The organism is Dorea sp. ICN-14282 (assembly GCF_037890115.1).
Taxonomy (GTDB): domain Bacteria; phylum Bacillota; class Clostridia; order Lachnospirales; family Lachnospiraceae; genus Dorea_B; species Dorea_B phocaeensis.
Genome location: NZ_JBBKBH010000001.1, coordinates 1 through 25,212 on the forward strand (window position 1 = coordinate 1; position 25,212 = coordinate 25,212).

The following is a 25,212-nucleotide window of genomic DNA, read 5'->3' on the forward strand; positions in this document are numbered from 1 at the left end:
ATATATATAATAGGAAACAACTGGTAATTTCCAGTTGTTTTTTTTATGCTAAAATCAGGTTTTGTAAAATAATTTTACATAGATTTAACATAGGTATTATTAAAATTTGATCTGAGGATGTTATGTTTTATCTGGTTTAACAAGAAGTTAAAGAAAGGTAAAACAAAAGATGAATGAGAATGTTTCTGTAATTTTTGGCCTGGCAGGAGGCCTGGCGTTATTCCTTTATGGAATGAACAGTATGAGTGATGCGCTTCAGAAAGCAGCGGGAGAGCGTATGAAAAAGATTTTGGAATTTCTTACAAAGAACCCTATCATGGGTGCTCTTGCAGGGGCGCTCGTAACGGCAGTACTTCAGAGTAGTTCGGCAACAACGGTTATGGTGATAGGATTTGTAAGTGCAGGACTTATGAAACTTCCGCAAGCGATTTCCGTAATCTTTGGTGCAAATATCGGAACCACAATGACAGCACAGTTGATTGCGTTTAAGATCAGTGATTATATTTATCCAATTATATTTATTGGATTTATGATTTATTTCATCAGTAAAAAAGAAAAAATCAAAAATATTGGTATGGTAATTTTTTCTTTTGGTCTTCTGTTTGAAGGAATTGAAATAATGGGAAGTGTGATGAAGCCGCTTGCAAACAGTCCGATTTTTATTGACATGATGGGGAAAGTATCAGAGATTCCAGTTCTGGGTGTTTTGCTTGGTCTTGTGATGACACTTGTAGTACAGAGCAGTTCAGCTACTATTGCGGTGCTTCAGAATTTTGCAGCTCAGGCAGGACCGGATGGTGTGACCAGCGTCATTGGTCTGGCAGGAGCGATTCCAATTCTGCTGGGAGATAATATTGGTACAACAATTACGGCACTTCTGGCGTCCATTGGACAGTCTAAAAATGCGAAACGGACAGCGGTTGCCCACAGTGTATTCAATATTACGGGAAGTATGGTATTTATTTGGATTATTCCGGTTCTGGTTAAGTTTGTAGAATTTATTTCACCTAAGGGAAATGAAGTTGATATTATTTCTAGACAGATTGCAAACGCCCACACAACATTTAATGTAGTGTGTACATTGATTTGGCTTCCATTGATTCCGCTGATGGTGAAGATTGTTACATGGCTTGTTCGCGGCAATGACGAGAAAGCTACCGTGTTCTGGAAACCGAAATATCTGGATGATAAAGTGGTAAGTCAGCCGGCTGCTGCGATCTATCTTGTTGCAAATGAAGTTGATCATCTTTCTGAATTGGCAGCTTCTATGCTGGGAACGATGAAGGACGCCATTACAGAAAAGCAGGACAGACTTTGGCAGGAGAAGCTGGATGAATCTTTCCATGCAGTGAAAAAACTAAGTGACTTATTGAACAATTATATTACAAGATTATTTTCGAGTGGAAATCTGACAGAAGAACAATCCGAACAGGCAGCGGTTCATCTTTATGTATCCAACAACATTGATCGAATTGCGGATCGGTGTGGAGAGGTTTCGGAGATTTGTAAACAGATGAATGAAGAAGGAAAGCAGATGTCAGAGAAAGCACTTTCTGATCTTAGGGAATGTATTCGTATTTCCCAAAGCTTATTTGAAGGCTCTATGGAAGCGGTTAGAGAAGGGAATCAGGATTACGCACAGGAAGTGATAGGGGTTAAGGACAAGCTTCGAAAAGCGCAGAAGAAGCTGAAGAAGGATCATTTAAAACGTATAAAAGCTAAAGAGTGTGATGTGTCCATGACGAAAGAATTTTCTCAAATTTTATATAATTTGGATCGAATTGCTGATGGATGTATTGGAATAGCGGAAGAAGCAGTGAGTTAAATACTCACTGCTTTTTGAATTGCCTTTTCCATAACTTCAGCGGCAAGGGTTCCCACCATGTTAATATCAGCATCAATTTTGCCAATGGATGCAGCATAGATAGAATCGCCGTCAGCCATGGTACCTACCGGATTGATACATCTTGCATAGGCACATCGAGTCATGGATGCCAGTTTGCAAAGTTCTGCTTTAGAAAAATTTCCGTTGGTAATAATTGCGCCAATGGTTGTATTAGTAGAAGGAAGGGGGACCGGATTACCGGACTTTTCTTCTCCAGTAAAGAGGTCCGTAGGGGTAAACATCTGATAGAGGATATCACGCGTGTCGACATAATCGCTTCTATCTTCATTGTGCAGTCCGGCAATCTTTTGACCGGTTTCTGGATTGAAAATGTCTCCCAAAGCATTCAGAACGACGATGGCAGCTATTTTTAAGGGACCGATGGATACTGCGTGAATTCCGATACCAGATTTATCAGCACGTTCCATTCCACAGATTTTCCCAACGGTTGCTCCGATTCCAGCGCCTACATTTCCTTGAAGAAGGGAAGGATCTGTGCAGGGAATCTGAGCGTTTGCACATGCGTCATAACCCATTTGTGCATCTGGTCGGATGTTTGCATCGCCAATTCCAAGATCATAAATGCAGGATTGTAACACTAAGGGAACATTTGCAAATCCGGTAGGGTAGCCAATTCCGTGTTCTTCCAGATAGCGCATGACACCCTCTGAAGCGGAGAGACCGTAAGCGGAACCACCGGACAGTACGATGGCATTGACTGGATTGTCGGCGGTTTCAGGGTTGGCAAGAGGGGTTTCTCTGGAAGCCGGTCCGCCACCACTGATATCGATGCCGACGCGGGCACCATGATCAAAGAGCAGAACGGTTACCCCTGTTTTTGCAGTAGTATTCTGAGCATGCCCGATGTGAAGACCGGGAAGAGCTAAGATTGAGATTTCTTGCAGGATTGTTCGATGATTCATAAAAAGCCTCCATTATAGTATAAGTAATATAGCAATTGCTAAAAATGATAGCAGTTAATTATTTTTATTATAGCATTTCAAGTTGAACGTTGTCAGTATATAGGAAAAAGAAAATTTCCATAAAAACTATCTGAAAATAAATACTTCTAATCTTAATTGTAGTATAATATAAGAAAATCTTGGACGAGAAGGTGGACGAAATGGACAGGCAAAAAAAGAATCCTTTGTATCGGAGTTTTGGTTATGCATTCGAGGGGATTTTCAGCGGGATACGCAAAGAGAGAAATATGAAAATTCATTGCATTGCTGTGTCAAGCTGCTTCCGCCGGTAAGCTTTAAGGATTTGGTAGATCTTGATATGGTGCTGGATGAATTATGGATGGTGACGAAGGAAGAAATGGATTTCCAGACGGAGGCAGCCAACCTAGAGGAGTTTGCCAGAAGAAATAAAGAGATTGCTTTTGTAGGCGTTCCAAAGCTTTATCAAGTGTATACGAATCATTTGGTATTGGTGATGGAATACATAGAAGGGTATGCAATTGATGACCGGGAACATCTGGAAGCAGAAGGCTACGATTTGGAAGAGATTGGAAGTAAGCTGGTCGATCATTACATTAAGCAGGTGATGGAAGATGGTTTTTTCCATGCAGATCCACATCCGGGCAATGTGAAAGTACGGGAAGGAAAAATTGTCTGGCTTGATATGGGGATGATGGGGCGGCTGACGGATTCGGATCGGGAACAGATCGGAAAAGCGATTCAGGGAATTGCATTGCAGGATGTGGGCTTGATTGAAGAAGTTGTGCTGACGTTGGGAGAATTTAAAGAAAAGCCAGATCAGAGCCGGTCGTATGAAGATATCCGGGGGCTTCTTGTGAAATATGGTTCTATGCATATTGGAAAGATTGATCTGGCAGAGATTACGATGAGCCTTATGGAGGTGATGAAGGAAAACAAAATTATTATGCCTCACGGGATGACGATGCTGGCGAGGGGATTGACGCACATGCAGGGCGTGCTGGCAGAAATTGCTCCACAGATCAATATGGTTGGAATTGTGTCTGCTCATATGGCAGGAATTGTATTGGAAGAGCGAAGCTTTAGTCAGGAATTGAAAAAAGGAGGGCGGGAACTATATCGCTCTATTCATAAAGCAATTGGTATCCCGTCATTGGTTTCAGATATTCTGCAAGGTCATTTAAAAGGGCAGACAAAGGTGAATCTGGATCTGCATGCATCAACAGAATTAGAGCGACTTCTTCGCAGACTGGTACGCAATATTGTGATGGGACTTTGGGTGATGGCGCTTTTGATCAGCTCCAGTATTATCTGTACAACGGATATGAAGCCGAAGATATGGGGAATTCCAGCGCTTGGAGCATTTGGATATCTGATTGCATTTGGAATTGTAATGTATGTATTTTTGAAACATATTTTTTCAAGGAAGTAGGATGAAGGAGGGAGTAAGATGACAGATCACAAGATTATTACGATAGGGAGACAGTTTGGAAGCGGTGGCCATGAGATTGGAAATTTGCTGGCAACGAGGCTGGATATTCCTATGTATGACAACAATTTGGTTAGGATGGCAGCAGATAAGCTGGGAATTCGTGAAGAGACGGCGCAGGCAGTGGATGAGACGACATTAAATAGTTTCCTGGCAGGATATGTGTTGGCGCCATTGGAATATTCGCCGTATACTAATTCTATGGAGTGTGCGCAGCCACTGGGAGAGCAGATGTATGATCTGCAGTCAGAGATTATTCATAAACTGGCGGAACGTGGACCATGTGTGATTGTCGGGCGCTGTGCAGACTATGTGTTGGCAAAGAATCCTAATTGTATTCACATTTTTATCTGTGCAGACAAAGAGGACCGGATTCGGCGGATCGCAAAGAGGTATGATGTATCAGAGCGGAAGGCAGCAGATAAGATTAAGAAAATTGACCGTGAGAGAAGATATTATTATGAATCGCACACAGGTCAGGAGTGGGGAAGTATAGAATCTCGTCAGATTCTTTTAAATGTCAGCAGGCTTGGTATTGAGCGGACGGTAGATGTGCTGGAAGGAATGTATAAGAACTGGTAAGGATCAGATAAGAAGAAAGTTTTAGAAAAATCTCCTTGCCAAATTTCAGAGCAGAGTCTAAAATAGATCCATTGAGATCATTGACAGGTTTAGGAAGGATGACAAAATATGGATTTATTTGAATCGCTCAAAGAAGTGGTATTAGACAGCGGTATAGATTGTGTGAAGATGTTACCGTTTCTGTTTGCCGCATTTTTGTTGATAGAGGGATTAGAGCACTATTCCGGCGGAGCTTTGGCGCGAATACTAAAAAAAGTGGGAGTAGCAGGACCGTTGGTAGGGGCGATCGCCGGATGTGTTCCCCAGTGTGGTTTTTCAGTAATGGCAGCCAATCTGTATGCCGGAGGTGTGATTTCTCCGGGGACGCTTTTGTCTGTATTTATCGCAACATCGGATGAGGCAATTCTGATTATTATGGGAAGTCCGGGGTACATGAAGGAAGTAGGAGCACTGCTTGCAGTGAAAGTGCTGATTGGTGCGTCGGCAGGATATCTGGTTGACCTGTTCTTGAAAGATAAGATTATGGTTCCTAAGGAACAGGGAGAGCTCTGTACGGAATGCGGATGTCAGGAACCTCAGGTGGGAATTCTCCTTCCAGCCTGGTGGCATACGATTCGGATCTTTGTTTATTTATTTCTATTCACCTGTATTTTACATGGGGCGATTGAATTACTCGGTGTGGAGAAAATTTCTACCATGCTTTTAGGGGATACCATATTCCAGCCGGTGGCAGCTGCTGTGATTGGATTGATTCCAAATTGTGCAGCATCGGTACTGTTAACACAGCTGTACTTAAGTGGAGCAATTTCGTTTGCGTCAGTGATAGCAGGCCTTTGTACAGGGGCTGGAGTGGGACTCGTAGTGTTGTTTAAAATGAATCATAATCGTATAGAAAATTTAAAAATTGTGGGAATGCTTTTGGGTATTTCTATTGCTGCAGGTATTGGAATAGATCTTTTCGTCTGAAAATTGCTTTTTTATGGGAATGTGTTATAATAGGTAAGACTAGGTGAAGAGCTTAGGATATATGAGGAGGAATTAAGATGGCTAGAAAGAAAGTAACACGAGTAACTAAGAAACAGGAGACTGCAAAAAAGGTTGCAGCAGAGCCAGTTAAGACCACATCATCCGTAAAGACAGCAGAAGAGAAGGCAGCGCCGGTGGCAAATGAGGTTTCAGCAGAAAAAGCAGAACTAGAGAAGAAAACGGTTGCAGTAGGAGCAGTCAAGGTTGAGACTCCAGAAGAAAAAACAGCAGCAAAGAAAATGCCTGAGACGAAGACACCTGAGACAAAGACAGTAGAGACAAAGACAGTAGAGACAAAGACAGTAGAGACGAAGACAGCTGAGGCTAAGACATCCGAGGAGAAAACAGCTGAAAAGGCAACGAAGAAAACAGTGGCAAAAAAGGCAGCTGTAAAGAAAGAACTGAAGGTAAGAGCGATTGTGGAACACGACGGAAAACAGGTCGAAGAAAAGGAAATGATCGCAAGAGTAAAGAAAGCATGGACAAAATCTGGAAGAAAAGTTGGTGAGATCAAGTCTATGGATCTTTATATCAAGCCTCAGGAAAGTGCGATTTACTATGTGATTAACGGAGTAGACACCGGATCCGTTGCATTTTAGGCAGAATTGGCACATACTTAAGGGAAGATAGGCAGCGAATAAGGGGTAAAGGAGATAAGAATTATGATGAATGAAGCAAGTCTGATAATGGAGTCGCTAACAGGCGGTGCAGATGGGCCGACCAGCGTTTTTGTGGCGCTTCCCAAAGAGCTGGAGATGATAATTTTGATTGCGGCGCTTGTGATCGGTGTTGTTTTCTGTCTGTTTGGTCAGAAGATAATTCGAGTGATTGGCGTGGTGACAGGACTTCTGACGGGAGCTGTTTTAGGAACAGTGGCAGCTGTTGTATTCGGGCTTTCCGGCGGAGCGTTTGTGGGATGTGTTGCAGGAACCGGTCTGCTTCTTGCTATTCTGTTTGGAATATTCAGAAAGGCGGGAGTCTTTTGGTCTGTACTGGTTCTGAGTGCAGAGATTGTTTCCGGAATCGGCCTGCTGATTTCACCATCCTATTTCCTGATGATTTCGATTGCAGGATTGGTAGTTGGTTTGCTTCTTGCAATTTTGGCCGTGAAGCAGGAAGAGCTTGTTGCAGTATCTGTTACGGCAATAAGCGGAGGCTTGATGACAGGAAGTGCAGCTTCTTGGTTCATTCAAGGAAGGATAGGACTGCTGACCTGGGTGATCACTGTTTTGCTGGCAGTGCTAGGCATGGTGGTTCAGTTTATGATGCATTCCAGGAAGATGGGAAGAAAAGAAAAGATCCATTCTGAGAAGTTTCGTGAAGCAGTATCGATGGAATCTGAGGTCGAAAAAGCGAGAATGGTTCTGGATGACGAGTTGGCGGGAGACGCTGATGAGGACGCTGACGAGGATATGCAGGACATAGATGACGACGATGATGATATTGAAATTATGAATACAGAGGACTTGTAAAAAGGAGTCCGTTTTATAGAACACCTCTTCTGATATAGTAAAAGCTATAGAAGGAGAGGTGCTTTATTATGGGAAAAAAAGTAAGAATTTTGGCAATGGTATTATGTGGGATGATACAGGCAGTGGTTTTGGTAATGTATAGTTTTACAGAAGGCGAGATTTCTGCATACCCTTCCATCCTGATCTGGACGGTGTGTGCATATGTGATTCGGGAGATAGCAGGAAGGAAGAATGCAGCATAGTTTAGGTGGAGGAAAAGGAATCTTATCCTGTTGTTTGGTTTGGTTGTATTTTAGGGCAAATGTGGTATAATTATAAGTAAGATATGAGCGAAGGAGGCTTCCTTATGAAGATAGATATGCACTGCCATGTAAAGGAAGGATCGATAGACAGCAAGGTGAGTCTGGATGAGTATATTACCAAATTGAAAGAACATGGATTTGACGGGATGCTGATCACAGATCATGATACCTATAAGGGGTACAGACATTGGAAGAATACGATGAAGGGCAAGAAGCACGAGGATTTTGTTGTATTGAAGGGGATTGAGTATGATACCTGTGATGCGGGACATATTATTTGTATTATGCCGGAAGGTGTGAAGATGAGGCTTTTGGAACTTAGGGGACTTCCGGTTTCTGTATTGATTGATTTTGTTCATCGTCATGGCGGGATTTTGGGACCGGCACATCCGTGCGGAGAGAAATATTTAAGTTATACCAAGAGTAAAAGGTTCTATCAGTCACCGGAGATTGTTAAGCGGTTTGATTTCATAGAAGCGTTTAATGCCTGTGAATCGAAGGAATCAAATGAGGGTGCCATGAAGTTGGCAAGGAAGTATAAGAAGCCGGGAATCGGTGGAAGTGATGCGCATAAGCTGGAGTGTGTTTCCATGGCGTATACGGAACTTCCGGAGTATGTAACCTGTGAGACAGAACTAATTTCACTGATTAGGAGAAAGGTTCCGATTGAAGCTGGTGGTACATTATACGGTAAGACAACCAAAGACAAGATGGGAAAGGCTAATAAACTGCTGGTCTATTCTTTCTGGTTTTATAATAAAGCAGGAGAGTTGTCCAAGCGCCGAAAGAGAAGGCTGAAAGGACAAGTAGAGAATCCAATGGATCCAATCGATCCTATTGAAATTCCTTATTTAAAGAATCGTTAAAAGAGACTAGAAAAAACCTGCAGGACGAGAGTTTTCGTCCTGCAGGTTTTTGATATATGGGATGTTAGTTATACAAACAGAAGACCAATGTGATATACAAAGGCACTTAGCAGCCAGGCGATACACAATTGGAACAGGAGAATGCCCAATGTAGATTTCCAGCTCTTTAATTCTCTGTGAATGGTTGCGATTGTCGCGGTACAAGGAATATACAGCAGGCAGAAAACCATCATGGCATAGGCGTTGGCTGGGCCGAAGCCTATCGCTCCAAGTGTAGCGACCATAGCGTTCATACCTCCAGCGGTAGTAATATTCTGGATTCCAAACAGTACGCTGCAGCTGGATACAACGACTTCTTTTGCAGCAATTCCGGCAATTAAAGCAACGATGATTTGCCAGTAGCCAAGTCCTGTGGGTTTGAAGAGTGGGACGATGGTTTTCCCGATCATGGAGCCAAAACTCTGACTGATATCCGTAACATAACCTTGCGGACCAAAATTTAAAAGAATCCACATAATTACAGAAGCTACGAAGATGACAGTACCGGCTTTGGTTAAGTAATCCTTGATTTTCTGCCAGACGTAGATAGCGATGGTATGTGCGTTTGGAGATTTATACTCCGGAAGCTCAATCATCAGTGAATGCTCTGCCTTGCTTCCATCTATTTTAGATAGAATAAATGTGGTTATGATTGCTACAGCGATTCCCAAAAGATACATGGAATAACAGACCAGCATGGCATATTTTCCGAAGAACATAGAGGAAAATAATACATAAATCGGAAGTCTTGCGCTGCAGGACATAAATGGGGTTACCAGGATCGTTTTAAAACGGTCCTTTTTATTTTCCAGTGCACGGGAAGCCATGACGGCAGGTACGGTGCAGCCAAAGCCAAGGAGTAATGGCAGGAATGCACGGCCGGACAGTCCGAGTTTACTCATCATATCATCCATTACGAAGGCAACACGGGACATATAGCCACTGTCCTCCAGGATAGCAAGAGCCAAGAACAGGATGAAAATGTTAGGTAAAAACGTCAGGATACCGCCCACACCGGAAATGATACCGTCCACAATGAGTGAAGTAAGCATAGGACTGGCATTTATGGCAGAAAGACCACTGGATACCAGTGCGGAAAAAGATTCCAGACCGATTTCAAAATATCCCTTCAGCCAGTCTCCAATGGTAAAGGTAAAGAAAAAGACCAGCGCCATAATGGCAAGGAAAATTGGAAGTCCTAGATACCGATGAGTAAGGAAACGGTCAATTTTCTCTGTCTTTTCTTCTTTCTTTGATTTGCCTACCAAAATTTCAGAGATGATTTCCTCAATAAAATCATATTTTTGATTGATAATCTCTTTTTCATAGCTTTGATTGGCAATATCTTTGATATCAATCGGGTGATTATCAGTGACGGCTTTGTCCATTTCCAGCATTTTGATGGCATGCCAGCGAGGATTTTGAATATCCGGATATTGAGCGTGAAGCCGTTCCATAATCCGGTCAATTTTATCTTCGATTTCATCACTGTAAACCATGGCATATTCTTCGTGGTGATTGTGTTCATGGGAAGAAGATTTCTTGCCCGGATGATGGTGAATAAATGGCCCCTGTGCCGAGTATTCACTGTGATGTGCTACCGCATGCATCAGAATAGATAAACCGGTTTTCTTTCGCGCCGATACGGGAATGGCTGGGATTCCAAGCATTTCCGGCAGACGGTGAAGATCGATTTCCATACCACGTTCTTCCACAATATCCATCATATTTAATGCCATTACAACGGGTTTCCCAAGTTCAATAAGCTGGAGTGTCAGGTAGAGGTTGCGCTCCAGGCAAGAAGCGTCTACTACATCCACAATGACATCTACCTCATCGCTTAGAATACATTCTCGGGATACAGTCTCTTCCATTGTATAAGAAGTTAGACTGTAGATACCGGGCAGATCAATGAGTTGAAATTCCTGTCCCTGATAGGTGGTTTTCCCTTCTTTTTTCTCCACAGTAACGCCGGGCCAGTTAGCTACTTTTAAGTTAGCGCCTGTATAGGCGTTAAAAAGTGTGGTTTTTCCACAGTTTGGATTGCCGATGAATCCGACTTTGATAATATCGCTCATGATTCCGTTACCTCCGTTACTTCGATATGATCTGCAATTCGTTTGCCGAGTGCAAATCGCGTGCCGCGAAATTTGGCGGTCAAGGATCCTTTTTTGTCATTGTTCAGAATCGTGATCTGCGAACCCTCTGTAAGGCCAAGAGCCTCCAGGCGGCGTTCCAATTCCAGTTCTATATTGATGGATTGTACCTGGTAGGTATGATGATTCTTTCCTTGTTTTAAAGTCATATCCAGTTGCTCCTCTTAAGTGTTATTGATAATTATTATCTATTACGTCAGAAGATATCATAACACTAATTGACGGAATTGGCAATGTGAAGTATACTGTAACATACAATTTTTCAAGGGAATCTTACAAAAAATTACAAGAAAAGGAAATGAGAAAGGAGTAAAAAATTGCTTTTGCTATATGATTTTCTATGGTGTTTCTTTATTTACGGATTGCTTGGGTGGTGCACGGAAGTAGCGTTTGCCGCAGTCAAATCTGGAAAATTTGTGAATCGGGGATTCTTAAATGGTCCGATTTGCCCGGTCTATGGTGTAGGTGTTGGTATTGTAGTGTTTTTGTTATATGATTATCGGGATCGGATTGTACTGCTGTATGTATTGTCCACGATTTTGGTAACATTTATTGAATGGCTGACCGGCTATCTGATGGACAAAATTTTTCATCACAAATGGTGGGATTACTCTCATATGCCGTTGAATATTGGAGGGTATGTATGTCTGCTGTTCTCATTAGTCTGGGGCGTGGCGTGCGTGTTTATTGTGAAAGTGATTCATCCGTTGATTGCAAGAATTGTAGGAATGATTCCTATTACGGCGGGTGTTGTGATCTTGTGCGTTTTGGTGGGTGCAACCTGCGCGGATATCTGTGTGACGACTCTTCGGGTATTGAAGATGAATCATCATTTGGATATGATGGAAAGAGTGGCAGAAGAGCTGAAGGAGTTGTCCGACAAGCTGGGAGAAAATATTTACGAAAATGTTATGGAGCAGCATGAGCGGGCGGAAAAACTGCGCGAGAAGTATACAGAACTTGCAAAGACCAGTACGCATCTGGGAAGTCGGTTTGTAAAGGCGTTCCCGAAAATGCAGTCCAGAAGACATCAGGATCTGCTGGAGGAAATCAGACAAAATCTAAAGAAAGGCCGGAGATAATCCGGTCTTTTTTTGAAATCTAAACTTTTTCTTACGACTATTGACAAAAGGGAAAAATACAGCTATGATTATCTCACTCGTCTAAGAAATCTTATTATTCAATGGGGCATCCCCGCGGGAAAGTTCATTCCCAGATTCCAAAACGAGAAGAACAACATATAGGAAAGGAGGACAGTTAAGGCGTTACTTTTGTAAATTTTGATTCGTAAAAGAAGGAGTTGTAATTATGAAAAGAAAGAAACCAGGCCGTCTCTTTTTGAATGTGATGGTATGTCTTGGTATGGCGCTGGGATGGTGCTTAAGCGGCATTGGAGAAATGGAAGCGAAAGCAGAAGAAGTGCAGTTGGTAAAAGGAGAAAAGGTACAGTATATGGGATATGAAACCCACTATTATTATGTGAACGGAAATCTGGCGTACTGTCTGGAGCCTGATATGAGGTCTCCGGGAAGTGGGTCTTATCCGTCTGAGGAGCTGGGAAGTGATGAACTCCTGGCAAAAGCAATGTATTATGTTTATGGAGGACCGGGCTTTGAAGCATATATGAAACCAACTTTGACGGGAGGGTGGGATCAGAATGACCGTTCCTATTGTCTGTCCCATTGTATTTTGTCTTATATTTATGATGGATGCAGTCAGAACAGTGCGGGATTTATTGGTCTTAATGAGGATTTAAAGAAAGCGGTTGTACAGTATACCAATGCGATTGGGAGCTGGCCTGCCATTCCTAAGACGGATATTTCTCTTTCTGCTGACAGCCTCAAAGCGTTTTTTGATAAAGAGAAAGGCTGCCAGCGCACCGAAGTGGTTACATGCACAGGCGATCCTTCCAATTCGTTGATCTTTTCTCTGCCGGAAGGAGTGGCTCTGGTGGATGCAGGCACAGGAAGAGAACAGACGGGCAGAGTAGAGGTGTATGGTCAGGAACGGTTCTATTTGGCAGCAGATGTTGCCTGGGGAAATGGAACCTTTTGGGAGAGTGGGCCGATTCAGGGGACGATTGATAAAACGTGGAGAACGTTAGTTGTAAAAACAGGCGGTGGAAGCCAGGATATGGGCAGCGGTCATCTGGTAACGGTGGAGCCGTCTACAGTATCTTTAAATGTCAAATGGATCCCACAGCCGGAAGTGTTTGTAGATAAGTATGCAGACAAGGAAAGCAAGCTCTATCAGGTTGGAGATGTGATTACTTATACGGTGGATGTGACGCAGCAGATTCAGGATGCAGTCGCCAAAAATGTAATTCTCACAGATACTATTCTTACAGAAGGGGTCAAACTTCAAAAAGATTCTATCGTTCTGCTGGATGCAGAACATCATGTCGTGTCAGAGGCAAAGATATCCGTAACAGGCAATTCTTATACGATTCATACAGCGGATTTCCTGCAGAGTGTAGAAGCGGGAGAAAAATATACCGTAGAATATCAGGTGGTAATCGTTGATGAAGAACTGATTGGAAAAGAGATTGAAAATCAGGTGGTGGTGCGTTCAGATAACGCGCCGGAAGCAGAAGATGAGGAAAAAGTGAAAGTAGAAAAACCAAAGGAGCCGGAAAAACCGCAGAAACCAGAAGAACCACAGAAGCCACAAGAGCCACAGAAGCCACAAGAGCAACAGCCAAGGCAAGAAAAGGCAGAAAGCATCAAGACAGGAGATGGAGCGAATTTAATCGTTCTTATGCTGTTCGTGATTCTTTCTTGCACCGCAATTATTACCTGTGTTAAAATAACGAGTAAGACTAAGTAAAAGAACAGGAGGGTGTTGCAATGGGAATGACGATGACGCAGAAGATTTTAGCTGCGCATGCAGGACTTGAATCAGTGACGGCAGGACAATTAATTGAAGCAAAACTGGATGTAGTAATGGCGAATGATATTACCGGGCCGATGGCGCTACCGATTTTAAAGCAGATGTCAGATACGGTATTTGATAAGGATAAGGTTGTATTTGTACCAGATCATTTTACACCGAACAAGGATATTAAATCAGCGGAAAATTCTAAGGCGATCCGTGAATTTTCGAAAGAGCAGGGATTGAAGTGGTATTTTGAGCAAGGAAAATCTGGAGTAGAGCATGCGATTCTTCCGGAGGCAGGTGTAGTGGCAGCAGGAGAATGTATTATTGGAGCAGATTCACATACCTGTACGTACGGTGCGCTTGGTGCGTTTTCAACAGGTGTTGGGACGACGGATATTGCAACCGGGATGGCAACGGGAGAATTGTGGTTTAAGGTGCCGGGAGCGATTCGATTTGTTTTAAAAGGAAAACTGTCTCCATATGTCAGTGGTAAGGATGTGATCATTCATATTATCGGAAAGATCGGTGTGGATGGAGCATTGTATAAGTCTATGGAGTTCACAGGAGATGGAATTGCGAATCTGACGATGGATGACCGCTTTACTATGGCAAACATGGCAATTGAAGCGGGGGCGAAGAACGGGATCTTTCCGGTGGATGCGTTGACAGAGGAATACTTGAAAGCACACACGGAAAAGCAGTATCAGGTTTATGAGGCAGACGCTGATGCAGAGTATGAAGAGACGATTGAAATAGACTTATCAGAAGTACGCCCAACCGTTGCATTCCCACATCTTCCGGGAAATGCAAAGACAATCGATGAGATTGAGGCCATGGAGCCAATTAAGATTGATCAGGTCGTTATCGGGTCTTGTACTAATGGAAGAATCTCAGATATGAGAAAGGCAGCAGCAATCCTGAAAGGACATACGGTACATCCGGATGTGCGTGTAATGGTTGTTCCTGCAACACAGAAAATTTATAAACAGTGTATTGAAGAAGGGCTTCTCGATATCTTTGTGGATGCGGGATGCGCAGTTAATACGCCAAGCTGTGGACCTTGTATGGGAGGTCATATGGGGGTTATGGCAGCGGGAGAGAAGTGTGTGTCTACAACGAACCGGAATTTTGTAGGACGGATGGGTCATGTGGACTCTTTGATCTATCTTGCATCTCCAGAAGTGGCGGCAGCAAGTGCGATTGCAGGACAGATTGCAAATCCAGAGAAAGCAGGTGAAAGATAATGAAGGCATTGGGACATGTATTTAAGTATGGAGACAATGTAGATACAGACGTTATTATTCCGGCAAGATATTTGAATTCTTTTGACCCTCAGGAGTTGGCAAGTCATGCAATGGTGGATATTGATCCGGAATTTGCAGGCAAGGTGCAGCCAGGCGATCTGATTGTGGCGAATAAGAATTTTGGGTGTGGATCTTCCAGGGAACATGCGCCGCTGTGTCTTAAGACAGCAGGGGTGAGCTGCGTGATTGCAGAAACATTTGCCAGAATTTTTTATCGGAATGCGATTAATATCGGACTTCCTATTATTGAATGCCCAGAAGCAGCCAATGGAATTGAAGCAGGTGATGAAGTAGAAGTCGATTTTGATAGTGGAAAAATCTATAATCGGACGAAGAAAACGGAGTTTCAGGGACAGCCGTTTCCGCCATTTATGCAGAAGTTGATTGCGGCAGGCGGATTAGTCAATTATACAAATAGTAAGAAAAATAGATAAGATATAAGAGATGTAAGAGAGGTATCTGAATGGGAAACGAGAGAGGTAATGGGGCGGCATTGCTGCCGATAGGGGTGTTTTTAGTTATTTTTTTAGGATCTGGAATTATTACCGGAGATTTTTATGCAATGCCGGCAATTGTGGCATTTTTGATTGCGTTGATGATTGCATTTCTGCAGAATCGCGGATTGAGCTTTGAGGAAAAAATTTCCGTAATATCAAAGGGCGTGGGCGATGAAAACATTATCACCATGAGTTTGATCTTCCTAAGTGCAGGGGCGTTCTCTGGTGCCGTAACAGCAGCAGGCGGAGTGGAGAGTACGGTAAATTTAGGCCTTTCCATTTTGCCGGCGAAGGTAGCAGTTGTGGGATTATTTGTGATCGGATGTTTTATATCTGTGTCCATGGGAACTTCAATGGGAACAATTGCAGCATTGGCGCCGATTGCAGTGGGGATTAGTGAAAAGACTGGATTTTCCCTGGCAGTTTGTATTGGAGCAGTAGTTTGTGGTGCAATGTTTGGCGATAACCTATCCATGATTTCTGATACAACGATTGCGGCAGTCAAGACACAGGGGTGTCAGATGAAGGACAAGTTTAGAGAAAACTTTTTCATTGTACTTCCGGCGGCGATTATTACCATTGTGATTTTCTTTTTTATCACAAGGAATGGTGATTTCAAACTGGCTGAAGAATTGTCCTATAATATTTGGCGGGTACTTCCGTATGTATTGGTTTTGGTAGGCGCACTGATTGGAATCAATGTGTTTTTGGTTTTAATTAGCGGTACAGTAATTTCACTGATTGTCGGAGTGGCAACGGGAAGCCTTGCAGTGGGAGATATGTTCTCAGCTGTAGGGGAAGGCGTAACGGGAATGTATGATATCACAGTGATTTCCATCGTAGTGGCATGTATTGTTTCACTGGTAAAGGAATTTGGCGGTATCCAGTTTATTTTAAATCTGATTAAGAAAAGTATCAAAGGACAAAAGGGTGGAGAGGTTGGAATTGCCGGATTGTCTTTGCTGGTAGATATGTGTACGGCGAACAACACAGTAGCTATCGTAATGGCAGGCCCTATTGCAAAAGAAATCAGCGATGAATTTGAGATTTCTCCAAGAAGATCAGCATCGCTTCTCGACATTTTTACATCTGTCGGACAGGGAATGATTCCTTATGGAGCGCAGCTTTTGTCAGCTGCAAGTCTTACTGGTCTGACGCCATTTGCGATTATGCCATATCTTTTTTATCCAATTTTGATGGCAATTAGTGCGGTGGTATTCATACTGTTCCGAAAAGCAAAATAATGATAGAAGGGTGAGAATAACATGAATCTATATTATAAAAGTACAAGAAATTCTCAGTTGCGGGTTACAGCATCTGAGGCGATTTTGACAGGATTGGCTCCGGACGGTGGTTTGTTTGTTCCGGAACAGTTGCCGGTACTTCCGATTCCGGTGAAGGAACTGGCGGGAAAAAGCTATCAGGAAACAGCATATTTGGTTATGAAACAGTTCCTAGATGATTTTACAGAAGAAGAATTGAAATCCTGTATCAGCAAGGCTTATGACAGTAAGTTTGACAATGAAGAGATTGCGCCGCTGGTAAAAGCGGGAAATACTTATTATTTGGAATTGTTCCATGGAGCAACGATTGCATTTAAAGATATGGCATTGTCGATTTTACCGCATCTGATGACAACGGCGGCAAAGAAAAACCATGCAGACAAGGAAATTGTTATTTTGACAGCGACTTCCGGAGACACTGGAAAGGCTGCAATGGCAGGATTTGCGGATGTGGAAGGAACCAGAATTATTGTTTTCTATCCGAAGGATGGCGTCAGCCAGGTTCAGGAACTGCAGATGGTGACCCAGAATGGGGAAAATGTAGATGTAGTGGCAATCCACGGTAATTTTGATCAGGCTCAGAGTGGTGTGAAGGAAATGTTTCGTGACCAGGAGTTGGCGAAGGAACTTGCAGAACATGGCTACCAGTTTTCTTCTGCAAATTCAATTAACATTGGGCGTCTGGTTCCGCAGGTGGTCTATTATGTATATGCATATGCAAAATTATTAGAGTATGGAGAACTGGAAGAGGGAGAACTTCTGAATGTTGTAGTCCCAACTGGAAACTTCGGGAATATTCTTGCAGCATACTACGCAAAGCGGATGGGAGTTCCAATTGGGAAACTGATCTGCGCATCCAATGAAAATAAAGTTCTGTTTGATTTCTTTCAGACGGGAACGTATGACAGGAACAGAGAGTTTGTACTGACAACGTCTCCGTCTATGGATATTTTGATTTCCAGTAATTTAGAGCGTTTGATTTATCTGGTTTCTGGTGAAAATTCCGCGGAAACAAAAGCACTTATGGAGGCGTTGACAGTGGATGGAAGCTATACGATTACAGATGAAATGAAGGAACGTTTAACAGAATTTGCAGGTGGATATGCGACAGAAGCTGAGACATCAGAATGTATTCGAAATGTATATGAAGAGACAGGATACGTGATTGACACACATACAGCAGTGGCAGCAGATGTGTGTTGTAAATACCGCAAAGCGAATCGGTGTGATCAGGATACTGAAAAGAATGAGGAACAATCAGAAAAATATTTGGTAGCATCTACGGCAAGTCCGTATAAATTTGTTAAGAGCGTATTGACTGCGATTGATGAAAAGTACGGTGAGGCGGAAGAGTTAAAGCTTCTTGAAGAGCTGGAGAAAGTATCAGGTGTGGAGATGCCTCAGGCAGTTCGTGAAATTCTGGATGCAAAAATCTTGCATACACTGGAGTGTGATGCGGATAAGATGAAGGAGACAGTCAAGGGAATTTTAAAAATTTAAGAGATTGTTAAAAAAAAGACTATTGACTTTTTAAAGGCACGATGCGATAATGAGTAAGGCAGAGAAAGAAGTAGTATTCTGATGAAGAGAAGATAAAAGAAGCATTTTTTAAAGGGATAAAAAGCTTCTGTAATTTAAAACGCGAAAATGCAAGTTTGATCTAACGATCTTGCATTTTCGCGTTTTTTTATACCATGATACCGAAGAAAGGAAAGATAAATGAATAATAAAGAATATAAACTTTCACAAAAAGCTTGTTAAAGTGTTGACTTTTTTAAAGAAAAATGAGATAATAAAGCAAATGTCGTCGTGACTAGGTATAGGCATCTAAAAGTTCAGGTATCAGCGGCGGCGATTAAAATGAATGAAAGAAAAGAGGTTAATGAAAGATGGCAAAAATCGATTTAACTAAGTATGGTATTACCGGAACAACAGAGATTGTGTATAATCCTTCCTACGAAGTACTCTTTGAAGAAGAGACAAAGCCAGAGCTGGAAGGTTTTGAAAGAGGTCAGGAAAGCGAACTGGGCGCAGTGAACGTAATGACAGGTATTTATACCGGACGTTCTCCAAAAGATAAATTCATCGTTATGGATGAAAACTCTAAAGATACTGTATGGTGGACTTCTGATGAATATAAGAACGATAACCATCCGGCAACACAGGAAGCTTGGGACACATGCAAAGAGATTGCATTAAAAGAGCTTTCTGATAAGAGATTGTTTGTAGTAGATGCATTCTGCGGTGCAAATGCAGACACTCGTATGGCAATCCGTTTCATTATGGAAGTTGCATGGCAGGCACATTTTGTAAAAAATATGTTTATCCAGCCTACAGAAGCAGAACTTGAGAATTTTGAGCCAGATTTCGTAGTATATAATGCATCTAAAGCAAAAGTTGAGAATTACAAAGAATTAGGATTGAATTCTGAGACAGCAGTAGTGTTTAACATCACAAGCCGTGAGCAGGTTATTTTGAATACATGGTATGGTGGAGAAATGAAGAAGGGTATGTTCTCTATGATGAACTATTACCTTCCATTAAAGGGAATTGCTTCTATGCACTGTTCTGCAAACACAGATATGAACGGCGAAAATACAGCAATCTTCTTCGGTCTTTCCGGAACTGGTAAGACAACACTTTCTACAGATCCAAAACGTCTTCTGATCGGTGATGATGAGCACGGATGGGATGACAATGGTATCTTCAACTTTGAAGGTGGATGCTATGCAAAGGTAATTAACCTGGATAAAGAATCTGAGCCAGACATTTACAATGCAATTAAACGAAACGCTCTTCTTGAGAACGTTACATTAGATGCAGAAGGAAAGATTGACTTTGATGATAAGAGTGTAACAGAGAATACACGTGTATCTTATCCAATCGATCACATCGAGAAGATTGTACGTCCGGTATCTGCCGCACCAGCAGCAAAGAACGTAATCTTCCTTTCCGCAGATGCATTCGGAGTACTTCCTCCAGTATCTGTGCTGACACCAGAGCAGACAGAGTACTACTTCCTGTCTGGATTTACAGCAAAATTGGCTGGTACAGAGCGTGGAATCACAGAGCCTACACCAACATTCTCTGCTTGCTTTGGACAGGCATTCTTAGAGCTGCATCCAACCAAGTATGCAGAAGAGCTTGTTAAGAAGATGGAAGCAAATGGTGCGAAAGCATATCTTGTAAACACAGGATGGAATGGAACAGGAAAACGTATCTCCATTAAAGATACTCGTGGAATTATCGATGCAATCTTAAACGGAGATATCAAAGATGCTCCGACTAAGAAGATTCCACACTTTAACTTCGAAGTTCCAACAGAACTTCCAGGAGTTGATCCTGCAATTCTTGACCCACGTGATACTTATGCAGATGCTGCAGAGTGGGAAGAGAAAGCAAAAGATCTTGCAGGAAGATTTATTAAGAACTTCGCAAAATACGAAGGAAATGAAGCTGGAAAGGCACTTGTTTCTGCTGGACCGGAACTGTAAGAATCAGCAAATTTTGCAAAAATTGGAACAGTTTTGAATTGAATATATGGGTTGTAAAATCCATGTAAATGAGGTATAATAATCTCAGTGATCACCTGGGATGCACGACAACTTCTGTTATTTTGAACCTACATTACTTTAAACGGGACTCTTATATCTCCGTAATATGTCAGGCCTCCAGTTACGCAGGGGAAGACAGAAAAGCGGATGCGGACACCCACCTAGCAGCAGCTAGGAGTCAAAATACAGAAACCGGCATTTTGGGGATATACAAAAGATAAAGGGCAGTTGCTTAGGCAGCTGCCTTTTTTGTCGTGTTTATGATTAATTGGAGAAATAAGGTTTGAAAAAGATCTAGCAAAAAAACTGAGAAAAGGTAGCGTTTTAAAGTGGAAAGTATAATTGGAATACCATGGGCATAAGATGATGCAAGAAGGACAAGGAGCCTGAAGTGGTGAGAGTGAAGTGGATGACAAGAAGAGGCAGCAGATCTCTTTTGATTTTTCGTTATATCCTCTATTGTGCAGGTATCTGGCTTCATTTGTTGGTGATGACTGGAATGCTGGCTGTTTTGGGGTGTGGACCCGGGGGAGCAAAAAGTAGCTTTGAAGTGGAGAAGAACGATGCCGATGGAGGATTTATGGGGAAAGAACCTTGGGGATCAGAAAGAGGAGAAAAAGAAAGTTGGAAAAGGAAACGTTCAGATGCGAAAGGAAAGAAGAAAGCAAATAGGGGGAACAAGCAGAACAAAGAAACAAAGAAAGATCCGGTGATTCGAGTATTGCTGATGACAAATGGATATCAGGGAACGCAGCATAGTCAGGCAGAGCTTGTTTCGCCAGCGGGGATGATTTTGGAAGCAGGAGAAGAAAGATGGCAAGTGGAAGGAGGACAAAGCTTGTCTATTACACCGGGGGATGAATGGGTCAAGGATAAGATTGTTCGGGCGTGGGCGAAGGATGGAGGGGAGATCACGGTAAACAGCATCGATCGCGCATACGGGAAACCATCTTATGAAGGAACAGTGGAAATTCGTTGTGGAACGAACGGATTGATACTGATCAATGAATTACCGGTGGAACGTTATCTGTGTAAAGTTGTTCCCAGTGAGATGCCGCCGTCTTACGAGCTGGAAGCGTTGAAAGTTCAGGCAGTGTGTGCAAGAAGCTATGCTTATCGTCAGATGGCTTCTTATGGTTATCCGGAATATGAAGCACATATAGATGATAGTACGGCTTACCAGGTATATGGAAACTCCAAGCCGCAGGAACGTTCGACACAAGCCGTGAATGCGACATGTGGAGAAGTAGTCATGTATCACGGACAGATTGCGACAACTTATTATTATTCCACATCCTGTGGAGAAACGACGAGCCTGGAAGCGTGGGGAACTCCGGCAAATGACGAGAATGGATACTTACAGGCGGTAGAGGTAAGTGGAAAAGTTGGGGATTATGAAAAAGATCTACCTTGGTATCGATGGGAAGCAGCCATACCAGTACAGACCTTATCCACATTGGTGGAACAGAATTTGGGGAAAGGGCTGGGGATGATTCGGGATATTCAGGTGACGAAGAAAGGGCCGGGGGGAGTGGTGCTTCAGATTAAGCTTATCGGAGAAAATGGAGATGCGACAGTAGACACTGAGAATAAAATTCGGGCTGCTTTGGGAGGAAATGGTTATGAGATTAAGAAGCAGGATGGAGGCGTAGTGCCTAGTTCAAAATTGCTTCCAAGCGCCTTTTTTACAGTAGAAAAGGGAGCAGGCATCTTCCTGATTAAGGGGGGAGGATACGGTCATGGGATAGGAATGAGTCAGAATGGCGCGAATGAAATGGCGAAGGAGGGGAGATCCTACGAGGAGATTGTCGAGTTTTTTTTCCGGGGAGCTAAAGTACAAATGGGGACGGGGTAAATTTAATTGGGGACGGAGTTTTTTTCAAAAAACTCCGTCCCCAATTAAATTATTCAAACTCCAGAGAAGTATCCGTCATGGATTTAATTATGGCAAGGGATTCCAGGTGGATTCCTTTTTCCCGGATCATATCGCCTCCCTGCTGAAAGCCTTTCTCGATAACAATTCCAGCGCCTTCGATGGTCGCGCCGGCTTTGTGAATCAGGTCAATCAGTCCCATCAGTGCACAGCCATTGGCGAGGAAGTCGTCAATGACAAGAACATGGTCATTGGAGTCTAAGAACTTCTTGGATAGGATAACATCATAAACTTTTTTGTGAGTAAAAGATTCAACTTTTGTAGAGTATATGTCTCCATCCAGATTGATACTTTGCGATTTTTTAGCAAATACTACCGGTACATTAAAGTACTGGGCTGCAATGCAGGCAATTCCGATGCCGGAAGCTTCTATTGTAAGAATTTTCGTGATCTTGTCGCTTGGAAAGCGGCGGCGGAATTCTTTACCAATTTCATTGATAAGATCGATATCCATCTGATGATTCAAAAAGCTGTCAACTTTCAGTACATTACCGGGTTTTACCAGCCCGTCTTTTAAGATTCGTTCTTTTAATAGTTCCATGGGATCTACCTTCCTTATGTATCATAGTGTATAAATTCTATAGTATAATACAGTGAAAAGTTTTTCAATAGACAAATAGACAAAAATCAGGTAAAATATAGAACGTATAATTGGAGAGAAGAGAATGAAAAGAGTAAAAAAAGTCTATCGAGAAATGATGAATATTGCCGGAGATGTTGCATCGGATCATGTTGGAGCCTATGCGGCTCAGTCTTCTTATTTCTTTATGCTGTGTATGATTCCGATTATTTTGCTGTTGCTTACGATGGTGCAGTATACGCCGATTACGAAAGCGGATGTAATGACGGCTGTGCTGCAGGTGTTTCCATCTTCCGTGGATTCCATGATTACATCGATTGTAAATCAGGTATACAATCAGTCTATGGGAATCATTCCGGTTACGGTTTTGGTTGCGCTCTGGTCTGCGGGCAAGGGCGTGCTGGCAGTGACAACGGGCTTGAACTGTGTATATAAATGTGTTGAGACCCGTAATTATATTGTGCTTCGCATCCGTGCAACGATTTATACAGTGATGTTTATTCTGGTTATTATTTTGCTGCTGGTGCTGTCTGTATTTGGAAATGCATTGAATATTTTTATCGCGGAACATATACCGATTTTGGAGAATCTGGCGGATCAATTGATTGCATCTAGAACGATCATTACGCTGATTGTAATGATTGCGTTTTCGCTGCTGATATACAAGTTTTTGCCAAACCGGAAAGATAAGATGTTAAGGCAGCTTCCAGGTGCTGTATTTGCGGCGATTGGATGGATGATCGTTTCCTGGATCTTTTCGATCTATGTGGATGTATTTAAGGGCTTTTCCAGTATGTATGGAAGTCTTACAACAATTGTTGTTATTATGCTGTGGATGTATTTTTGTATGTATATTACACTGCTTGGCGGAGAGCTGAATGTGCGGATGTACGATAAGCTGTTTGGTGCAAAGGATCAGGAGAATGAGAGTAAGAAGAAAGAAAAAGATCCCAAGTAATGACTTGACAACCCAAATTCATATGATAAAATAAGGAAGTGTGAACAGAAGATAGTAAAAAGGCAATGACCGTGTAAGTAGAGAATCATTTTCCATCAGAGAGGGAAGACCACCGGGCTGAAAGTTTTCTTGGGTTCAGATGAGGATCGAATTTCCCACGTAAGCCGTATCTTTGAAATAATAGTAGGAGATGCCGTAGAGCGCTGTACGTTACACAGCAGATGAGTGCTCATATTCAGAAGAATATGAGAATCAGGGTGGTACCACGGGTAATCGTCTCGTCCCTTTTAGGGGCGAGTTTTTTTATTTGTCAGAGAATTTCTGTTAAGAGACATGGATTATAGAAGAAAATTTTTCTGGAAAAGTCACTGGCAGCAGCTAAAAAGTATTTAGAAAGGAAAAGAAAGAGATGAAAGAAAAGTTACAAAACATCAAAGAAGAAGCGCTAAGAGCGATTGAAGCGGCAGATGTGCCGGAGAAACTGAATGATGTACGTGTCAAGTTCCTTGGTAAAAAGGGTGAACTTACGGCGGTGTTAAAAAGTATGAAGGATGTAGCGCCTGAGGATAGACCGAAGGTGGGACAGATGGTAAACGAAACACGGTCAGCCATTGAAACACTGCTGGAAGAGAGCAGAACGAAGATGGAGCGTGCGATCCGTGAAGAGAAGATGAAAGAGGAAGTCATTGACGTAACACTTCCATCTAAGAAAAATATGGTAGGTCACCGTCATCCAAATACCATTGCGTTGGAAGAAGTAGAGCGTATTTTCGTAGGAATGGGTTATGAAGTGGTAGAGGGACCGGAAGTAGAATATGACCTTTACAATTTTGAAAAATTAAACATTCCGGATGGACATCCGGCAAAGGATGAGCAGGATACATTTTATGTGAATAAGGAAATTGTGCTTCGTACACAGACTTCACCGGTTCAGGCGCGTGTGATGGAGCAGGGTAAGCTTCCAATCCGTATGATTGCGCCGGGACGAGTATTCCGTTCAGATGAAGTAGATGCAACACATTCTCCTTCTTTCCATCAGATTGAGGGGCTGGTTATTGATAAAAACGTTTCTTTTGCCGATTTAAAAGGAACGCTGGAAGTATTTGCGAAGGAATTATTTGGACCGGATACAAAGACAAAATTCCGTCCACATCATTTCCCATTTACAGAGCCGAGCGCGGAGGTTGATGTCAGCTGCTTCAAGTGCGGCGGAAAAGGATGTCGTTTCTGTAAGGGATCTGGATGGATCGAGATTCTTGGCTGTGGTATGGTGCATCCGCATGTGTTGGAAATGTGCGGCATTGATCCGAATGAATATACAGGCTTTGCATTCGGTGTAGGCTTAGAGCGTATTGCACTTTTGAAATATGAAATTGATGACATGCGTCTGCTGTATGAGAACGATATTCGCTTCTTAAAACAGTTCTAATGAATCGATAGAAGATAGAAGAAAGAGGCATAAGAGACA

The 25,212-nt window shown here is 42.5% G+C and carries 21 protein-coding genes, 1 other RNA gene, 2 pseudogenes and 1 other annotated feature; of the genes and pseudogenes, 20 read left to right on the forward strand and 4 right to left on the reverse strand.

Features of this window, described 5'->3' with window-relative positions:
• Positions 1-169: 169 nt before the first annotated feature.
• On the forward strand, positions 170-1,825 hold the full coding sequence (locus WKT00_RS00005) for a Na/Pi cotransporter family protein (RefSeq protein ID WP_340260124.1): 1,656 nt from the start codon (positions 170-172) through the stop codon (positions 1,823-1,825).
• Here the strand turns inward: WKT00_RS00005 and WKT00_RS00010 are convergent.
• The gene (locus WKT00_RS00010) at positions 1,822-2,808 is read right to left on the reverse strand and encodes a P1 family peptidase (protein ID WP_173814067.1); all 987 of its coding nucleotides are present in this window, start codon (positions 2,806-2,808) and stop codon (positions 1,822-1,824) included. The two genes, WKT00_RS00005 and WKT00_RS00010, sit on opposite strands and share 4 nt — an antisense overlap.
• Positions 2,809-3,008: 200 nt before the next feature.
• Here WKT00_RS00010 and WKT00_RS00015 point away from each other — a divergent pair.
• From WKT00_RS00015 to WKT00_RS00050, 8 genes and pseudogenes are all read left to right on the forward strand, one after another.
• A pseudogene (locus WKT00_RS00015) lies at positions 3,009-3,119 on the forward strand (diacylglycerol kinase); the annotation flags it as partial.
• A pseudogene (locus WKT00_RS00020) lies at positions 3,107-4,258 on the forward strand (ABC1 kinase family protein); the annotation flags it as partial. The pseudogenes WKT00_RS00015 and WKT00_RS00020, both read left to right, overlap by 13 nt.
• An 18-nt stretch (positions 4,259-4,276) precedes the next feature.
• Entirely contained in the window at positions 4,277-4,897 is a 621-nt protein-coding gene (locus tag WKT00_RS00025; protein WP_101694732.1) for a cytidylate kinase-like family protein, read from the forward strand.
• Positions 4,898-5,005: 108 nt separating this feature from the next.
• On the forward strand, positions 5,006-5,863 hold the full coding sequence (locus tag WKT00_RS00030) for a putative manganese transporter (protein ID WP_340260133.1): 858 nt from the start codon (positions 5,006-5,008) through the stop codon (positions 5,861-5,863).
• Between the two features lie 77 nt (positions 5,864-5,940).
• A complete protein-coding gene (locus WKT00_RS00035; RefSeq protein WP_340260135.1) occupies positions 5,941-6,522 on the forward strand; it encodes a DUF6465 family protein in 582 nt (193 codons plus the stop codon).
• A gap of 63 nt (positions 6,523-6,585) precedes the next feature.
• Complete coding sequence (locus tag WKT00_RS00040) at positions 6,586-7,395, forward strand: hypothetical protein (protein ID WP_173814069.1); 810 nt, start codon at positions 6,586-6,588, stop codon at positions 7,393-7,395.
• Between the two features lie 68 nt (positions 7,396-7,463).
• Positions 7,464-7,637, forward strand: coding sequence for a hypothetical protein (locus WKT00_RS00045; protein ID WP_159459848.1), 174 nt, complete (start codon positions 7,464-7,466; stop codon positions 7,635-7,637).
• Positions 7,638-7,741: 104 nt separating this feature from the next.
• Positions 7,742-8,563, forward strand: a complete 822-nt coding sequence (locus WKT00_RS00050; RefSeq protein WP_101694728.1) for a PHP domain-containing protein — start codon at positions 7,742-7,744, stop codon at positions 8,561-8,563.
• 68 nt (positions 8,564-8,631) lie between these two features.
• Here WKT00_RS00050 and feoB read toward each other — a convergent pair whose 3' ends face one another.
• Positions 8,632-10,680: a ferrous iron transport protein B gene (gene feoB, locus WKT00_RS00055; RefSeq protein ID WP_173814070.1), complete on the reverse strand. Its 2,049-nt coding sequence runs from the start codon at positions 10,678-10,680 to the stop codon at positions 8,632-8,634.
• Positions 10,677-10,907, reverse strand: a complete 231-nt coding sequence (locus tag WKT00_RS00060; RefSeq protein WP_101694726.1) for a FeoA family protein — start codon at positions 10,905-10,907, stop codon at positions 10,677-10,679. The genes feoB and WKT00_RS00060 overlap by 4 nt, the downstream gene beginning before the upstream one ends.
• A gap of 168 nt (positions 10,908-11,075) precedes the next feature.
• On the opposite strand from WKT00_RS00060, the gene WKT00_RS00065 reads away from it, so the two are divergent.
• From WKT00_RS00065 to WKT00_RS00105, 9 genes are all read left to right on the forward strand, one after another.
• Positions 11,076-11,840: a putative ABC transporter permease gene (locus WKT00_RS00065; protein WP_173814071.1), complete on the forward strand. Its 765-nt coding sequence runs from the start codon at positions 11,076-11,078 to the stop codon at positions 11,838-11,840.
• A gap of 226 nt (positions 11,841-12,066) precedes the next feature.
• Complete coding sequence (locus WKT00_RS00070) at positions 12,067-13,584, forward strand: thioester domain-containing protein (RefSeq protein WP_340260144.1); 1,518 nt, start codon at positions 12,067-12,069, stop codon at positions 13,582-13,584.
• 20 nt (positions 13,585-13,604) lie between these two features.
• Positions 13,605-14,879, forward strand: coding sequence for a 3-isopropylmalate dehydratase large subunit (leuC, locus tag WKT00_RS00075; RefSeq protein WP_101694724.1), 1,275 nt, complete (start codon positions 13,605-13,607; stop codon positions 14,877-14,879).
• Positions 14,879-15,373: a 3-isopropylmalate dehydratase small subunit gene (locus WKT00_RS00080; protein ID WP_101694723.1), complete on the forward strand. Its 495-nt coding sequence runs from the start codon at positions 14,879-14,881 to the stop codon at positions 15,371-15,373. The genes leuC and WKT00_RS00080 overlap by 1 nt, the downstream gene beginning before the upstream one ends.
• A 29-nt stretch (positions 15,374-15,402) precedes the next feature.
• Positions 15,403-16,680, forward strand: a complete 1,278-nt coding sequence (locus WKT00_RS00085; RefSeq protein ID WP_173814073.1) for a Na+/H+ antiporter NhaC family protein — start codon at positions 15,403-15,405, stop codon at positions 16,678-16,680.
• 21 nt (positions 16,681-16,701) lie between these two features.
• Positions 16,702-18,219: a threonine synthase gene (thrC, locus tag WKT00_RS00090; RefSeq protein WP_101694721.1), complete on the forward strand. Its 1,518-nt coding sequence runs from the start codon at positions 16,702-16,704 to the stop codon at positions 18,217-18,219.
• A gap of 389 nt (positions 18,220-18,608) precedes the next feature.
• Positions 18,609-20,213 (forward strand): phosphoenolpyruvate carboxykinase (ATP), encoded by a 1,605-nt coding sequence (gene pckA / locus WKT00_RS00095; protein WP_101694720.1) that lies wholly within the window; start codon positions 18,609-18,611, stop codon positions 20,211-20,213.
• An 89-nt stretch (positions 20,214-20,302) separates the two neighbouring features.
• Positions 20,303-20,484: non-coding RNA, 6S RNA (gene ssrS / locus WKT00_RS00100), on the forward strand.
• A gap of 183 nt (positions 20,485-20,667) precedes the next feature.
• Entirely contained in the window at positions 20,668-22,128 is a 1,461-nt protein-coding gene (locus WKT00_RS00105) for a SpoIID/LytB domain-containing protein (RefSeq protein WP_330595858.1), read from the forward strand.
• A 49-nt stretch (positions 22,129-22,177) separates the two neighbouring features.
• Here WKT00_RS00105 and WKT00_RS00110 read toward each other — a convergent pair whose 3' ends face one another.
• Positions 22,178-22,747, reverse strand: coding sequence for a xanthine phosphoribosyltransferase (locus WKT00_RS00110; protein ID WP_101694719.1), 570 nt, complete (start codon positions 22,745-22,747; stop codon positions 22,178-22,180).
• A 124-nt stretch (positions 22,748-22,871) separates the two neighbouring features.
• On the opposite strand from WKT00_RS00110, the gene WKT00_RS00115 reads away from it, so the two are divergent.
• Both WKT00_RS00115 and pheS read left to right on the forward strand, forming a co-directional pair.
• Positions 22,872-23,744 carry a YihY/virulence factor BrkB family protein gene (locus WKT00_RS00115; RefSeq protein ID WP_101694718.1) on the forward strand — a complete coding sequence of 291 codons (873 nt, stop codon included), beginning with the start codon at positions 22,872-22,874 and terminating at the stop codon, positions 23,742-23,744.
• A gap of 56 nt (positions 23,745-23,800) precedes the next feature.
• Positions 23,801-24,033: a binding site (T-box leader), on the forward strand.
• 120 nt (positions 24,034-24,153) lie between these two features.
• Positions 24,154-25,173 (forward strand): phenylalanine--tRNA ligase subunit alpha, encoded by a 1,020-nt coding sequence (gene pheS / locus WKT00_RS00120; RefSeq protein WP_101694717.1) that lies wholly within the window; start codon positions 24,154-24,156, stop codon positions 25,171-25,173.
• Positions 25,174-25,212: the final 39 nt, after the last annotated feature.